This is a genomic window from Rhizobium sp. Leaf311 (genome assembly GCF_001423445.1).
Classification (GTDB): domain Bacteria; phylum Pseudomonadota; class Alphaproteobacteria; order Rhizobiales; family Rhizobiaceae; genus Agrobacterium.
The window spans coordinates 347339-362946 of the sequence record NZ_LMNZ01000004.1 but is presented as its reverse complement, the minus strand read 5'-3'; the positions used below and the strand labels follow the sequence as shown (position 1 = coordinate 362946).

At 59.1% G+C, this 15608-nt stretch carries 15 protein-coding genes; 10 read left to right on the top strand and 5 right to left on the bottom strand.

Annotated elements, in window-relative coordinates:
* Positions 1–31: 31 nt before the first annotated feature.
* From ASF69_RS07455 to dxs, 7 genes are all read left to right on the top strand, one after another.
* On the top strand, positions 32–712 hold the full coding sequence (locus tag ASF69_RS07455; protein ID WP_062586676.1) for an energy-coupling factor ABC transporter ATP-binding protein: 681 nt from the start codon (positions 32–34) through the stop codon (positions 710–712).
* Positions 709–1359, top strand: a complete 651-nt coding sequence (locus ASF69_RS07450; protein ID WP_062586675.1) for an energy-coupling factor transporter transmembrane protein EcfT — start codon at positions 709–711, stop codon at positions 1357–1359. Before ASF69_RS07455 ends, ASF69_RS07450 begins: the two co-directional genes overlap by 4 nt.
* On the top strand, positions 1346–1909 hold the full coding sequence (locus ASF69_RS07445; RefSeq protein ID WP_062586674.1) for a biotin transporter BioY: 564 nt from the start codon (positions 1346–1348) through the stop codon (positions 1907–1909). The genes ASF69_RS07450 and ASF69_RS07445 overlap by 14 nt, the downstream gene beginning before the upstream one ends.
* 18 nt (positions 1910–1927) lie before the next feature.
* Entirely contained in the window at positions 1928–2863 is a 936-nt protein-coding gene (locus tag ASF69_RS07440) for a histone deacetylase family protein (RefSeq protein WP_062586673.1), read from the top strand.
* 2 nt (positions 2864–2865) lie between these two features.
* A complete protein-coding gene (locus tag ASF69_RS07435) occupies positions 2866–3120 on the top strand; it encodes an exodeoxyribonuclease VII small subunit (protein WP_062586672.1) in 255 nt (84 codons plus the stop codon).
* Between the two features lie 220 nt (positions 3121–3340).
* Positions 3341–4264: a pirin family protein gene (locus tag ASF69_RS07430; protein WP_062586671.1), complete on the top strand. Its 924-nt coding sequence runs from the start codon at positions 3341–3343 to the stop codon at positions 4262–4264.
* 91 nt (positions 4265–4355) lie between these two features.
* Positions 4356–6275: a 1-deoxy-D-xylulose-5-phosphate synthase gene (dxs, locus tag ASF69_RS07425; RefSeq protein ID WP_062586670.1), complete on the top strand. Its 1920-nt coding sequence runs from the start codon at positions 4356–4358 to the stop codon at positions 6273–6275.
* Positions 6276–6359: 84 nt separating this feature from the next.
* Here the strand turns inward: dxs and ASF69_RS07420 are convergent, their stop codons facing one another.
* Positions 6360–8387: a methyl-accepting chemotaxis protein gene (locus tag ASF69_RS07420; protein ID WP_062586669.1), complete on the bottom strand. Its 2028-nt coding sequence runs from the start codon at positions 8385–8387 to the stop codon at positions 6360–6362.
* Positions 8388–8643: 256 nt separating this feature from the next.
* Here ASF69_RS07420 and ASF69_RS07415 point away from each other — a divergent pair, with 256 nt between their 5' ends.
* Positions 8644–9396 carry a TlyA family RNA methyltransferase gene (locus ASF69_RS07415; protein WP_062587213.1) on the top strand — a complete coding sequence of 251 codons (753 nt, stop codon included), beginning with the start codon at positions 8644–8646 and terminating at the stop codon, positions 9394–9396.
* Positions 9393–10643, top strand: coding sequence for a class I SAM-dependent RNA methyltransferase (locus ASF69_RS07410; RefSeq protein WP_062586668.1), 1251 nt, complete (start codon positions 9393–9395; stop codon positions 10641–10643). Before ASF69_RS07415 ends, ASF69_RS07410 begins: the two co-directional genes overlap by 4 nt.
* Positions 10644–10694: 51 nt before the next feature.
* Here ASF69_RS07410 and ASF69_RS07405 read toward each other — a convergent pair whose 3' ends face one another.
* The 3 genes from ASF69_RS07405 to ASF69_RS07395 all read right to left on the bottom strand — a co-directional run bounded on the left by ASF69_RS07405 (position 10695) and on the right by ASF69_RS07395 (position 13662).
* Positions 10695–11015, bottom strand: a complete 321-nt coding sequence (locus ASF69_RS07405; RefSeq protein ID WP_062586667.1) for a hypothetical protein — start codon at positions 11013–11015, stop codon at positions 10695–10697.
* A gap of 94 nt (positions 11016–11109) precedes the next feature.
* Complete coding sequence (locus tag ASF69_RS07400) at positions 11110–11868, bottom strand: crotonase/enoyl-CoA hydratase family protein (RefSeq protein ID WP_062586666.1); 759 nt, start codon at positions 11866–11868, stop codon at positions 11110–11112.
* Between the two features lie 9 nt (positions 11869–11877).
* A complete protein-coding gene (locus ASF69_RS07395; protein ID WP_062586665.1) occupies positions 11878–13662 on the bottom strand; it encodes an acyl-CoA dehydrogenase in 1785 nt (594 codons plus the stop codon).
* A gap of 249 nt (positions 13663–13911) precedes the next feature.
* Between ASF69_RS07395 and ASF69_RS07390 the strand changes: the two genes are divergently transcribed.
* Positions 13912–14907, top strand: coding sequence for a transporter (locus ASF69_RS07390; RefSeq protein WP_062586664.1), 996 nt, complete (start codon positions 13912–13914; stop codon positions 14905–14907).
* 162 nt (positions 14908–15069) lie between these two features.
* Here the strand turns inward: ASF69_RS07390 and ASF69_RS07385 are convergent, their stop codons facing one another.
* Entirely contained in the window at positions 15070–15564 is a 495-nt protein-coding gene (locus ASF69_RS07385) for a BA14K family protein (protein ID WP_062586663.1), read from the bottom strand.
* Between the last annotated feature and the right edge of the window lie 44 nt (positions 15565–15608).

Sequence of the window (15608 nt, the reverse complement as noted above, 5' to 3'; positions counted from 1 at the left end):
GGAAGGGCAGGAAGAGTTTGGGAACAGGCAGTTGGATATTCATTTCAGCGATGCGAGCGTGGCCTTCGAGGGCAGGATTGCGGTGGAGCCGCTGACGCTTTCTCTTCAGGAAAGACGCATCGGCATTATCGGTCTGAACGGCTCCGGCAAGACGACCGTTGCGCGGATGATCAACGGCTTGACGAAGCCGGCGGGCGGGCGGGTCAGCGTCGGCGGTCTCGACACCGTCAAGGATGCGTCCTTGGTACTCAAGCAGGTTGGTTTCATTTTCCAGAACCCGCAAAACCAGATCATCCTGCCGATCATCAGGGACGATATTGCCTTTGGCCTCAAGAATAGTGGGCTGGACAAGACGGCGACGGAGGCTGCCGTGGACGCCACCTTGCGAAGGTTCGGGATTGAGCATCTCGCAAAACGCAGGGCGCATGAGCTCTCCGGCGGTGAATTGCAGCTCTCGGCACTGGCGGCCGTTACCATCACCGGGCCGAAAATTCTTATCATGGACGAGCCGACCAACCAGCTCGACCTGAGAAACCGTATGCTTGTGGAAAAAACCATGGCGGGGCTTGAGCAGAAGCTGATCGTCATTACCCACGACCTGCCGCTGCTGGACGGCTTTGACCGTGTGCTGGTATTCCATCAGGGCAAGCTTCACGCCGATGCACCGCCCGCCGTGGCGATAGAGCTTTATCGTGAGCTGGCGCTGTCATGAGAAGCCTCCATGTTGAAGGAACGGGTTGGCTCTATCGGCTTTCGCCGCGCATTAAGCTCGCGAGCCTGGCGCTCTTCAGCATCGGCCTGTTTCTGACACGCGATCTGACAATCCTGTGTGCCGCTACACTTCTGTCCGCATTCGTGCTGTGGCAGGCAGATCTCGGGTTTCGAGAGACCATCGTCCGCCTCAAGCCGGTCTTGCTGACCATTGCGATCATCGCTGCCATCAGCTTTCTGGTCATTTCGCCGCTTGATGCGACCATCGCCCTATTGCGGCTCGCCGCCCTTACGCTTCTTGCAACGGCAATAACGGCAAGCGTCAGCATTTCGCAGTTCATGGATGAAATCGCCTATGCCCTTCGTCCGCTGGAGAAACTGGGTCTTGCGAATGCTGCAGATGTGGGGCTGGCGGTGGGACTTGTCGTGCGTTTCGTACCGGAAATCATCAAGCGCCATGAAGCTCTTCGTGATGCACAGCGCGCGCGCGGACTGGAAACCAAACTCCATTCCATCCTCATTCCGCTCGTCATTTTGACGTTGAAGGATGCAGATGCCATTGCGGAAGCCATTGACGCGCGCGGTTTCAGAGGCCAAACCTCATCGGCAGATATCATCAGGGGAGAAAAACGCCATGAAGACCCGTGACCTCGTTCTGATCTCGCTGTTTTCAGCCATCATTATTGCGCTTGGGCTTTTGCCGCCAATTCCGCTCGGCTTCATTCCGGTTCCCATCACCGCACAGTCGCTTGGCGTGATGCTGGCCGGTGTCGTGCTGGGTGCAAAGCGCGGGACGCTGGCTGTACTGCTGACGATTCTCATCGCTGCCATCGGTCTTCCCGTCTTGTCCGGCGGTCGTGGCGGGCTTTCCATCTTCTACACGCCCACCACCGGCTATCTCATCGGCTGGATCGCGGCTGCCTTCACCACGGGTTACCTCTCGGAACGTCTGGTAAACCGCAATCAGTCCGCTTTCGCGCAGGGGCTCGGATTTTTTCTGGCAAGCGTCGCTGGCGGCGTGGTCGTGCTTTACGCTTTCGGCATCACCTATCTGGGAATTGCAGCAGGCATTGGTTTTACCAAGGCATTTATCGGTTCCATGGCCTTCATCCCCGGCGATGTGCTGAAGGCTGTTCTTGCGGCCCTGGCTGGTCGCGCCGTCATGGCTGGATATCCGCTGTTGCCGCAGCGCGTTTAACGCTGAGGAGCAGCCGAAATGGCAACCCGACTTTACGAGCATCCGATATTTCTTGAACACATTACGCCACAGGGCCACCCCGAGCGCCCGGACCGTTTGCGTTCCCTCAATATCGCGCTGGAGCATCCAAATTTCGAACGGCTGGAGCGCAAACAGGCTCCGCAGGCCAACGAGGATGCTGTGCTGCTGGCGCACCCCGAACGCCATCTGACATCGGTCATGCGCCAGATACCGGAAGAGGACGGCGAAATCATCCGCATCGAAGCGGATACCTATGCCTCCCCGAAAAGCCTTCAGGCAGCCTTGACCGGCATTGGCGCGGCAATGGCTGCCGTGGACGATGTGTTCAGCGGTGCAGCCGACAATGTGTTCGTTGCCAGCCGTCCGCCGGGGCATCATGCCGAAACCGAAAAGGCCATGGGCTTTTGCCTCTTCAACAATGCCGCCATTGCAGCGCGTCATGCGCAGAAGGTTCACGGCGCAGAGCGTGTCGCCATCGTTGACTGGGATGTCCACCACGGCAACGGCACCCAGGATATTTTCTGGAATGATCCATCGGTCCTTTTCTGTTCCACCCACCAGATGCCACTTTATCCGTGGAGCGGTGACAAGAAGGAAACGGGCATCAAAAACAATGTGGTGAATGCCCCGCTTTCGCCCAACACCGGCAGCGACCATTTCCGCGAGGCTTTCAAATCGCGCGTGCTGCCTGCCCTTGCCGATTTTTCGCCTGACCTCATCATCATCTCTGCGGGTTTCGATGCCCACCATCGTGATCCGCTGGCCCAGATCAATCTGGTAGGGGATGATTTCGACTGGGCGACGGGCCGAATTCTTGAGATGGCCGACAAATTTGCCGCCAACCGGGTCGTCAGCCTGCTTGAAGGTGGCTATGATCTGGAAGGGCTGGCGGAATCGGCAGCCATGCATATTTTGAGAATGATGAAGGGTTGAACATGACGGAAAATGCCAACACAGCCGATGTCAGCGGTTATTCTTTCGAAAAGGCTGTCGCCGAGCTGGAAAGCATTGTTGCCCGCCTGGAACGTGGCGATGTCGCGCTGGACGAATCCATCGCCATCTATGAGCGCGGCGAAGCCCTCAAAAAACACTGCGAAACCCTTCTGATCGCCGCTGAAAAGCGTATCGAGAAAATCCGTCTGGACCGCGCGGGCAAGCCGGTCGGTGTTGAGCCGCTCGACGGCGAATAGGCTGGAAGCTCCCGTAAATGCGACGTCACCCCCGGCTTGGGCAGAGGGTCTATCCGCTGTGCAATGTTGGGGTTTATGAGATCCTCGGGTCAAGACAGAGGATGGCGCGAGGTCGCGCATCGTCCGCCTGATCAGGATGAGAACTCTGTATCCATAAGAGAACGCTCACGTGCCGCCGAAATCGTGGTAAGCTACCGGCCCGTCACGCAGGAGATTTGCCATGTCGTTTTTCCCTGGAAATGACCCGGCTGCAGGCGATGCATTCGCGTGCGATGCCATCGAGAACCTGATCATTCCTCGATCCAGCGATATTGGCGGCTTTGCCGTGCGCAGGGCGCTGCCGACGCGTGAGCGCCGCCTGGTTGGCCCTTTCATCTTTTTTGACCGTATGGGACCATCGATATTGAGCGCCGACCAGGCACTCGACGTCAAGCCGCATCCGCATATCGGCCTTTCAACCCTGACCTATCTTTTCGATGGCGAAATCAAGCATCGCGACAGTCTGGGCACGGAACTCGTCATCCGCCCCGGCGATATCAACCTGATGACGGCAGGACGCGGCATCGTCCATTCGGAACGGACACCGGAAAATCTGCGCGGCCAACCGCATTCCATGTCGGGGTTGCAAACCTGGCTTGCCCTGCCCGATGACAGGGAAGAAATCGCCCCGGATTTTACCCATGTCGGGCGCGACGCCATGCCTGTTATCGACATCAAGGGGGCCACGGGCCGCGTGGTCATCGGCTCGTTGGCGGGCCTGTCGTCGCCGGTCAAGACCTTTACGGAGACGCTCTATGTCGACCTGACGCTTGAGGCCGGGGCAAAGTTCCCGTTTCAGGCGGATCAGGAAGAACGCGCAATCTACATCCTGTCCGGCTGCCTGGAGGTGGCGGGCGATGTCTTTGCCGCCGATCAACTGGTCGTGTTTAGGGCGGGAGATGACATTACGCTGAAGGGCGGCGTTGGCGGCTGCCACATCATGCTTTTTGGTGGTGCCGCGCTCAATTCCAGGCGCTATATCTGGTGGAATTTTGTTTCGTCATCAAAAGACCGCATCGAGAAGGCCAAGGAAGAATGGCGAACGGGGCGCTTCGACATCGTACCGGGGGATGAAGAAGAGTTTGTCCCTTTGCCGAAGGGTTGAAATTCGATACAACGAACGCAATCTTGCTGAAACCGATGTTGCACACCATCTGGTACCGACAGCTTGAACATCAAATACGAAGGCCGAACGATTGACCGCAATGCTACAGACACCGTTGCTTGACCGGGTGAAATTCCCATCCGATCTTAAGGAGATCGATGACCGCGATCTGCCGCAACTGGCCAGAGAGTTGCGCGACGAGATGATCGACGCCGTTTCGACGACAGGCGGACATCTTGGCGCGGGCCTAGGCGTGGTGGAACTGACCATTGCCATTCACAAGGTGTTCAACACGCCGGACGACCGGCTCATCTTCGATGTCGGCCATCAATGCTATCCGCACAAGATCCTCACGGGTCGACGTGACCGCATTCGCACTCTGCGACAGGAAGGCGGCCTTTCCGGCTTCACGCGCCGCGCGGAAAGCGAATATGACGATTTCGGCGCCGGGCACTCCTCCACGTCCATTTCGGCTGGTCTTGGCATGGCCGTGGCGGCAGAGCTTGACGGCAGCAATCGCAAGGTCATTTCCGTCATCGGCGACGGCTCCATGTCCGCCGGCATGGCCTTCGAGGCCTTGAACAATGCCGGTGCGCTGGATGCGCGCCTGATTGTCATCCTCAACGACAACGACATGTCGATTGCCCCTCCAACCGGTGCGATGAGCGCTTATCTGGCGCGTCTGGCTTCTGGCCGGACCTATATGGGCTTTCGCGATTTCGGAAAGAAGCTGACAGCCTATCTCGGCAAGACGATCGACCGCGCCATTACCCGCGCCGTCACCCATGCCCGCGGCTATGTGACCGGCGGCACGTTGTTCGAGGAGCTCGGCTTCTATCACATCGGCCCCATCGACGGCCATTCCTTCGAGCATCTTCTGCCGGTCTTGCGCAATGTGCGCGATAACCAGAAGGGGCCGGTGCTGATCCATGTCGTGACGCAGAAGGGCAAGGGTTACGCCCCTGCCGAAGCCGCTGCCGACAAATATCACGGCGTCAACAAGTTCGATGTCATCACCGGCGCGCAGGCAAAGGCAAAGCCCAATGCTCCGAGCTATACGAGCGTCTTCGCCGAGGCATTGGTGCAGGAAGCCACGCTTGACGAGAAGATCGTCGGTGTTAGCGCCGCCATGCCGAATGGAACGGGTCTCGACAAGCTGGCCGAGCTTTTCCCCAAGCGCACTTTCGATGTCGGCATTGCCGAACAGCACGCCGTGACCTTTGCCGCAGGGCTTGCTGCGGATGGCTACAAACCGTTCTGCGCGCTTTATTCCACCTTCCTGCAACGCGGCTACGACCAATTGGTGCATGATGTGGCGATCCAGTCGCTGCCGGTCCGCTTTCCCATTGACCGCGCTGGCTTTGTTGGCGCAGACGGCCCTACCCATGCGGGCTCATTTGATACCACCTTCCTGGCCACCCTGCCCGGCATGGTCGTGATGGCGGCTTCGGACGAAGCAGAACTGAAGCATATGGTTCGCACGGCCGCCGCTTATGACGAAGGCCCGATCTCATTCCGCTACCCGCGTGGCGAAGGCGTTGGCATCGAAATGCCAAGCCGCGGCGAAATCCTTGAAATCGGCAAGGGACGCATCGTCAAGGAAGGCTCAAAGATTGCCTTGTTGTCCTTTGGCACGCGCCTGGCGGAGTGTCTGGCGGCTGCCGAAGACATGGACGCGGCGGGACTTTCCACAACCGTGGCAGATGCGCGCTTCGCAAAACCGCTTGATCTCGATCTTATCCGGCAATTGGCGTCCCACCACGAGGTCCTGATTACCATCGAGGAAGGATCGGCGGGCGGATTTGGAGCCCACGTGCTGCATTTCCTGGCAGGCGCAGGTCTGCTCGATACAGGGTTGAAAGTCCGCACCCTGACGCTGCCTGACCAATGGGTCGAGCAGGCTAAGCCGGAAATCATGTATGCCAATGCCGGCCTTGACCGCGCGGGCATCGTTTCGACTGTCTTCAAAGCTCTGGGACAGAAGCAAACGGGACTGGGTTACGCGGTTTAAGCTGCCGGCCCACGGTGAACATAAGCAAAAAGCCCGCCGGAGCGATCCGGCGGGCTTTTTGCTTAGTCTGTCATGCCTTGGAGCCTAGAATTCTTCCCAGTTCTGGGCAGATGGCTTGGCTTCCGCTTCTGCTTGCGGGGCGAAGGCCTTCGCAAGATTCTGGGTAAGTGCGCGGGCTGGCGAGGAGACAGGACGCGCGGTTGGCTTAGCTGCGGCTATCGCTGGACGCGGCTTGGCCGAAAAGGAAGATTTGGGGGCCACTGGCGAGGAAGACCTCGGCGCTGAAGGCGTGATGGATGGCGTGAACACTGTCGTGCCACGACCCCCACCACCGAGATTGAACTGGCCGATCAGGCCATTCAGGGCTTCTGCTTCACGTGCCAACGAATGGCTTGCCGCGGTTTGCTGTTCGACCATGGCGGCATTCTGCTGCGTGCCCTGATCCATGGTGTTGACGGCGGTATTGATCTCCTGCAACCCCGTCGCCTGTTCGCGGGCGGCGGTAACGATCGTGGTGACATGCGCGTTGATTTCCTCAACTTCCATGATGATCGCTTCGAGTGCCTTGCCGGTTTCGTCAACCAGGTTCACGCCGTTCTCAACCTGCTGGCTTGAAGCACTGATGAGATTCTTGATCTCCTTGGCAGCGTTTGCCGATCTTTGGGCCAGTTCACGAACTTCCTGCGCGACAACGGCAAAGCCTTTGCCAGCTTCACCAGCGCGAGCTGCCTCGACACCGGCGTTGAGGGCAAGCAAATTGGTCTGGAAGGCGATATCGTCGATGACACCAATGATGCTGGTGATTTCGCCGGAGGATTTTTCGATCTCCTGCATGGCGGCAACCGCCTTGCGCACGACGACACCAGAGCTTTCTGCTCCCGAACGGGCGCGCTGAACCAGCGTGCTTGCCTCTTCAGCGCCTCTTGCGCTGTCACGCACGGTGGTCGTGATCTCTTCCAGAGCAGCAGCTGTCTCTTCGATGGATGCGGCCTGCTGTTCGGTTCGGCGGGACAGGTCATCTGCCGCAGCGAGCATTTCGGATGCGCCAGCATTGATGGCTGCGGCGTTCTCGCCGACGGTGCGCATGGTGCTCTGAAGCTTTTCGAGCGAATGATTGAAGTTTACCCGCAGCGGCTCCATCGAGGGGGCGAAGGGGGCGTCGATGCGGTAAGCAAGGTCGCCGTCGGCCAATGCCTGCAAGCCCTTGGCAAGTTCTTCGCTTGCAAAGATCTGTTCGGCCTCGGCGCGTGCCTTTTCTGCTTCATTGCGTTTCCGATCGGCTTCGGTGGCAAATCGCATACGATCGCCTTCTTCCGCCAGACGAGAGTTCTCGATTCCGGCTTCCTTGAAGACCAGAACGGCCTTTGCCATCTTGCCGACTTCGTCGCCGTGATCCACTGCCGGGACTTCTACGGAGGTGTCACCATCTGCAAGGCGGCCCATGGCGGCGGTCATGGCGACGATTGGCGAAACGATTGCGCGGGAGAGAGCCCAGATCAGGAGGACAGCGACGACGCCAGCCGCCGCACCACCTCCCAAAAGCGCAAGGCGCAGGCCACCATGGGCTTGTTCCTGTGCGGCGATCTGTGCTTCGGTGGCAACGGCCAATTCTGCCTTGATCTTGGAAGCCGCAGCACGGAAGCCGTCCAGCTGACCCTTGCCGTTGTTGCGTCCGATCTCGATGACTTCGGAAATCGGTGCTTCAGTGTTCTTGCGAGCCGCAAGCTGAGGCTCCATCAACTGCGTGTAGAACACGGTTGCCGCTGTCTGCATGTCATCAATGGATTTCAGGATGTCCGGCTGGTCGGCAGCGTAACCGCGCGCCTCATCCAGCTTCTTCAGCATCAATGTGCGGTTTGCGAAGACGTCATTGTAAGTGCTCTCGGTGCGGAACAAGATATAGCCGCGCTGATTGACAGCCTGTTCCAGCATTGCAGCCAGGGCAGCATCAACTGCTGAAACGATCTTGCCCGTGTTGACCTGTTCGTCGGAAATACGTTTGGCTTCAATGGTTTGTAAAAACACGACCGCCGATGCAATAAGGCAAACTGCCATCAGAGCAATAAAGGTCGCGACCAGTTTTAGGTTAATTGGGAGATTTTTTAAAGACATCGAGAACTCTTTCGACACGTCAGATATGACCAGGGCCAGATTCCCAGTGGCACAGCGTCATTGATTTTCCTGGGGCCGCCATCATGGCAGAAGTTTCGAGCCGAAACTCAGCTTGACGTAACGTTAGCGAGCAGCGGTTTATTTTCACTTAAACCCTGATTGGCTCCGACAGTCCCGCCATCAGACAATCACTGCACTGCTGGCATCCCTCATAAAATGCTTGCGTTACGGGCTTTTGACAGTCATTGACACGACCATGTCTAATTCATCTGAAAATCAACGGCTGGACCAGCTTCTGGTATCGCGCGGCCTGTTTGCAAGCCGCTCTCGCGCACGCGACGCGGTCTCCCGGGGCACCGTGCGGGTCAACGGCAAAGTCGTCACCAAGCCCAGCCTCACCTTCCCCGGAAACGTGAAGTTCGAAGTCAGCGATCCCGCGCAGGGCTACGTGTCCCGCGCGGCGCTGAAACTGGTGGCCGCACTCGACCATTTCGGCCTCGACCCATCCGGCCACGAATGTCTGGATGTGGGCGCATCCACGGGTGGCTTCACCGAAGTGCTGCTCAACCGGGGTGCGGCGCATGTGACGTCCATCGATGTCGGCCATGGCCAGATTCACCCGCGTGTTGAAAGTGACCCGCGCGTCACCAGTATCGAAGGCTACAACGCCCGCTTCCTGACCAGCGACGACATTGACAACCGCCCGATCAGTTTTATCGTTTCGGATGTGTCTTTCATTTCGTTGAAGCTGGCGCTGGCGCCTGCCCTTGAACTGGCAGAGCCGGAGGCAATCGCCATTCTGCTGGTCAAGCCGCAATTCGAAGCGGGACGCGATGCCATCAGCAAGGCGGGGCTATTGAAGGATCCTGAGACCGCACCGGCTGTTGCCGCAGAGCTGGAACGCTGGCTGGTCGAGGATATGGGCTGGGTCAGCCTTGGCCTCATTCCCTCCCCCATCGCCGGGGGCGATGGAAATGTCGAATTCCTGCTTGGAGGCAGAAAGCCATGAGCACCCAGACCGTCAAGATTCAAAGTCTGGGCGCGCAGGGCGACGGCATCGCGCACTGTCCCGATGGCACGGTTTACGTGCCCTTCGCACTGCCCGGTGAAACGGTGGCGATTGCCCGCATCAAGGATCAGGGCACGGTCATGTCCATTGCCGAACCGGCACCGGAGCGACGCGAACCCGCCTGTCGCCATTTCGGGCCAGATGGCAAGAACGGCACATGCGGCGGCTGTTCGCTCCAGCACATGGCAGACGAGCCCTACCACGTTTTCAAACGCAGCCTCGTTGTCGCTGCGATGAAATCCAAAGGACTGGATGTGGAGGTTGGCGCACTCGTTCAGTGTCGACCGGGCGAAAGGCGTCGTGTCGTCTTTACCGCCCGCAAGACAGAAAAAGGGTTGCTGCTGGGCTTTAGCCAGGCCAATAGCCATCACATCGTCGCCATCGAGGAATGTCCCGTCAGCTCGGACGGGATCGTGTCGCGGCTGGACGCCATCCGCGCCATTGGCCTGCCGCTTGCCGGCAATGCCGAACCATTCCGCATTGCCGTGATGGAGACCCTGTCGGGCCTCGATATCTCCTTCGAGGGCCTCAAGGCTGTCAATGACAAGCAACGCCGGACCGTGACCGAAATTGTCCTGTCCATGCGCGGTATTGCTCGCGTGTCGATTTCAGGGGAAATTCTGATCGAGCCGCAAAAGCCGATGATCGAATTCGACGGGATCGCAATCTCTCCGCCTTCAGGCGGGTTTGCCCAGGCCACCAAGCAGGCGGAAGATGCCATGGCGCGGCTGGTCTTGGCGCATGTCGGCAAGTCCAAGCGCATCGCCGATCTGTTCTGCGGCTCCGGCACGTTTGCGCTGCGGCTGGCCCGGCTGGGCAAGGTCCACGCGGTGGAAGCGGAAGACAAGCCTTTGAAGGCGCTGGATCTGGCGGCGCGCAACACGCAGGGCCTCAAGCCTGTTACCATCGAGAAGCGTGACCTGTTCCGCCATCCGCTGATCATCAAGGAACTCAAGAACTTTGACGCCGTCGTTTTCGATCCGCCACGTGCGGGTGCGGAAGCGCAGTGCAAGGAGCTTGCCCGCAGCGGCGTGAAGAAGATCGTCGCCGTCAGCTGCAATCCACTTTCGCTTGCACGCGATCTCGCCATTCTGATCGAAGGTGGCTACCGCGTTACCAGCGTCACGCCCATCGATCAATTCTTATGGTCGCCGCATGTGGAAGCGGTCGCAACATTGGAAAAATAAAACGGGAAGCCATCGCTCCCCGTTATAAGCCTTGCCGCTACAAGCGGGCGGCTACCATGCCGTGTCGATATTGCCATTCCCCACCACGCCGTTGCACCGGCAGCGGCCGCCAACCCGACCCGTTTGCGCGGGGCAAACATAAGGGCGCGAGCGATTGGCGCTATCGGGCGGGGTTACCACGCAGACGAAACCTGGACGACGGCGCTCGTGATTGTTTCTGCGGTTCGACGGACCAGCCTGGCTGTTGAAATTCTGAACTTCCACCACATCGCTTTGCGCGGGATGCGACGCCCATGGAGACTGAAGACTTGCGGCTTCCGCAATGTTGGAAACAGACATGGCGGCAAGCATTGCGAAGACGATGATGCGCATTGTGGCGGCTTTCTCAGGAGATGATCGATACCGTTCAGGAATATGTCTCATCCCTTCCAGTTTCGTAAAGGCCGTGAGTTTTCACCAACGAGGCTTAACGCCGCATGAACGCCTCGAAGGCTGCCCTAGCTTCCGCACTTTGCAGCTGCGCCGCGAAGTGGATGATTTCCGCATCGATCCTTGCGCGGACATCGGCGCAATCGCCACGCAGCAAATCCCGGGCAATCTTCAGTGCCTGTGGAGGCTTGGCCGCCAGCATCGCGGCAATCCTCAATGTTTCCGCCTCAACCTCCGTCTCAGCCACGACCTTCCAGATCAAACCGGCCTGTTGCGCCTGATCGGCCGAGAAGCCTTCCCCTGCCGCCAACAGAGCGAAGGCGCGCTGGTGGCCCATGATGCGCGGCACCAGGAGGCTGGATGCGGCTTCAGGCACCAGCGCCAGATCCACAAAGGGCGTTTTGAACAGGCTGCGGCTGGAGGCCACCGTCAGGTCGCAATGCAGGTTCAGCGTCGTGCCAATGCCGATGGCAAGGCCATCGACACCAGAGACGATGGGTTTCTGTACGCCGACAAGCGCGTGGAGGAAATCGCCTGCAGCGAGCCTTCCCTTGCCGCCGGACATGGCAAAGGCCATGAAATCGGCCATGTCATTGCCGGCTGAAAAACAACCGGGAGAACCGAGAAAGGCGATGACGCGGATATCCGCGTCCGCGTCTGCGGCGTCAAGAGCCTCGATCATGGCGCGGTACATCGCATCCGTGATGGCATTCTTCTTGTCAGGCCGGTTGAAGCGGATGACCTGCACGCCGGGTGCGGTTTCAGGACGTTCGAGAAGGATATGGTCGGTGGACATGGAAACTCCTCAACCCAACAAGATGCGGGCCGCCTCAAGGCTCGCAGCACCTGACATGACACGATCCTTGAGCGCGGTCGTCTCTGCCAGAAGATTTTCGGCGGCGAAGCGGCAAAGCGCCGTGCGGCTCGGCCCCTGCCCGTCATCGACCGACGAAAGCGCGCCCTTGGCGAGATAGGCACCAGTCAGCGCCAGCCCGAACAGCCGCTGATAGGGCGTTGCCCCGGCAAGGGCTGCGGCTGTTTCGCTTTTTACGAGCGCGGCGAGCAGCCATTCCGTTGCTTCTTCCAGATCGGCAAGGCTGCGGTCCAGATAGCGTCCTGTCTCTCCCAGTTCCGGCGTGTTGGAAGCGTGTACCGCCTGCGCGAGCGCCTTCAGTTCACCGATCAGCCCGCGCACCTGCGCACCGTCGGACAATGGCAGCTTGCGGGTGACGAGGTCGATGGCCTGAATGCCGTTGGTGCCTTCGTAAATGGGCGCAATGCGGGCATCACGCAGATAGCGTGCTGCACCGGTTTCCTCGATGAAACCCATGCCGCCATGCACCTGAATGCCAAGAGAGGCCACATCCACCCCCGCATCTGTGGCGAAGGATTTGGCGACCGGTGTGAGAAGGGCTGCCCGCTCCTGCCAGAATTTCCTGTCCGCAGCTTCTGTTGCGGCATGGCTCATGTCGATGGCGTGGGCGCAGGAAAAGGCAATCGCGCGCGACCCTTGAGTGAGCGCCTTCATGGTCAGCAGCGTTCTGGCAATATCGGGATGCTCGATGATCGGGCTCATGCCCGTGGCCGCGCTACCGGGCGCCTTGCCCTGCGTACGCTCTTTGGCATAGGCAACTGCCTTCTGCGTTGCGGCTTCGCAGATGGCGACACCCTGCATCCCAACGGCCAGGCGGGCGTTGTTCATCATCGTGAACATGCAGGCCAGGCCCTTGTTTTCCTCGCCGACGAGCCAGCTTATCGCTCCCTTTTCGCGACCGTGACGGCCATCGCCGAAGATCATGGTGCAGGTGGGAGAACCGTGAATGCCGAGCTTATGTTCGAGCGAGTGGCAGAACAGGTCGTTGCGCTCGCCCGGTTTGCCAGCCTCGTCCGGGATGAACTTCGGCACCAGAAAGAGAGATATGCCGCGTGTGCCTACAGGCGCATCCGGCAGGCGCGCGAGCACCAGATGGATGATGTTTTCTGCCGCGTCGTGCTCGCCCCAGGTGATGTAGATTTTCTGGCCGAAAATTCTGTAGCTGCCATCCGCGGCACGTTCCGCACGGGCCTTCAAGGCGGCCAGATCAGAACCGGCCTGCGGCTCGGTCAGGTTCATCGTGCCGGTCCATGTGCCGGAGACGAGTTTCTCAAGATAAATGGATTTGAGTTCGTCGCTACCATGCTTTGCCACGGCTTCGACGGCACCCATGGTCAAGGTGGGGCAAAGCGCAAAGGCCATGGAGCCGGAATTCCACATTTCCAGCGCAGCCACGTTGAGGAGATGTGGCAGAGCCTGCCCGCCAAATTCCTCCGGCGCCGTCAGCCCGTTCCAGCCGCCTTCGGCCCAGCGACGGTAAAGATCTGCCCAGCCATCGGGCGTGCGCACGGCGCCGTCCACGATGGTGGAACCCTGCTTGTCACCGATTTCGGCCAGAGGGGCGACTTCATCGCTGGCGAAACGACCGGCTTCATGGAGGATCGCATCCACAATGTCTTCGCTCAAATCCCCGAAGGCACCTTTGTCCAGCGCATCCTTGAGACCTGCCACATGTTTCAGCGTAAAAGCGATATCGTCGACCGGTGCGGTATACATCCTGCCTCCTCCCGAAGCGTCTGCCTGCATTGCGATGAACTTCGGGGCTAAATGATTTTTACGTAAACGTCAATTTGAAAAATTGTCTCGCACGCCACCTCGCTGGCGGATAAACTGTCTTTGCGTTGGCGCAATGCGCCATTCGCCCGCCTGTAATCAAACTGTCACAAAACTCTGTTCTGCATGTCTGGTCGCGACAGTCAGGCTTGCTTACAGACTGCCACGATCGCCTTTTCAGGATCAGTGCCCATGGATATTCCCCACCCCGCCATCCCCGGCCTTGTCTGGGCCTACCACTTCCGCCCTGGCATTGAGCCCTGCAGGCGGTTGCCTGCCGATCTGAAGCTTGCGGACCTGCATCTCGATGACGGGTTCTTCTGGCTGCATCTCAATCTGGCCGACAGCCGCGTTGCCAGTTTTCTTGAAAACATGCCGGGGCTGGATGACGGTATCAAAGGCAATCTGACCACGCATGAGACCCACCCCTCGATCGTAGTGGACGATGGCGCTCTTTACGGCACGCTCGTCGATTTCCAGCGGGAGTTCGACCAGGAAACCCGCGATATCGGCTGGCTGCATTTTGCGCTGGGGGAGCGATACATCATCACCACGCGGCTTCAGCCCCTGCGATCTGTAGACCGGTTGCGCGCTGCCATAGACAAGAACCCGAAGCGATATTCTACGCCGTCGCATGTCTTCGAAGGGCTGGTTGCAGAGTTTCAACGCAGCCTGATTGCGCTCGTCATGGAAACGACGGAAGAGCTGAATGCAATCGAAGACTTCGTCTACGACGCTGCTCCCCGCGACGAACGACGGCGGCTCGCGCCAGTGCGCCGCACCGTTGTGAGGCTGCATCGTCACCTGCGCACTGTCTTGACGCTGATGCGCCGCGCATCTGCCGCAGATGAAGAGGAGATGCCTTTCGGATTCGAAGAAATCGCGGCTCGTCTGACAGGCCGTCTTGAAGCCATCGATCACGATGTCTACGCGCTTCAGGAAAGAGCCCGCCTTCTGCATGAAGAAGTGGACTCCAAACTGTCTTCGGAAACCAACCGCCACCTCTATATCCTGTCGTTGATGACGGCCTTCCTTCTGCCGCCAACGCTGGTGACAGGTTTTTTCGGCATGAATACAGCCGCCCTGCCCTTTACCGAAGGTTCCAGCGGGACGATCTATGCGGCCAGCTTTATCGTCGCATCCATCCTGTTTGCCTGGGTCATCCTGCGGCGCGTCGGCATTCTCTAGAGCCATTCCAGCAAAAGTGGGAACCGGTTTTGCGTCTGGAGTTGCGTAAAAACGAACAGATAGAGTGTTGAAGGCGAACCCGTCTTCACCGGAAACGCTCTAGACAGCAAAACGCCGCCCGGATGGAGCCGGGCGGCGTTTATACTGCTGAGCTTCAAGGCATCAGCCGTATGGCGAATAGCACGTCTGACGTGGGCCGTTATAGGGCTGGAAGGTGTTGCTATAGGCATCGTAAGAACGATAGCGACCAAAGCACCAGTTCGTGTGAGCCTGGCTCATGCCAGCGCGGGGCACTGCGCGGTAGACGGGGCGTGGGCGGTATTCAGGCACCGGACGATACACTTCGCGCGGCTGGGCCAAGGCACCACCAATGATCGCGCCTGCACCGAATGCTGCCAGCGGGAACCAGTAGCCGTTATGGTTGCGATAACCGGGACGATAGTCGCGGTAACCACGGTGGCCACGATAGTAGCCGGGGCGGTGGTCACGATAGTATCCGCGGTCACGCCAGTACTGAACGTTGACGACACCGTTTTCGGCGTTTGCGGCTGCGGCTGGAGCAGCAATAACGGGCATTGCCTGCGCAGGCACTACCGAGCCAACCGCCGCTAAAAGCGAAAAGCCGGCGGCCCAAAGGATTTTCATCGAATTCTGCATCTCATTTCCTCCATCCACGGCCGGACATGTTGCCGGCTCATTGT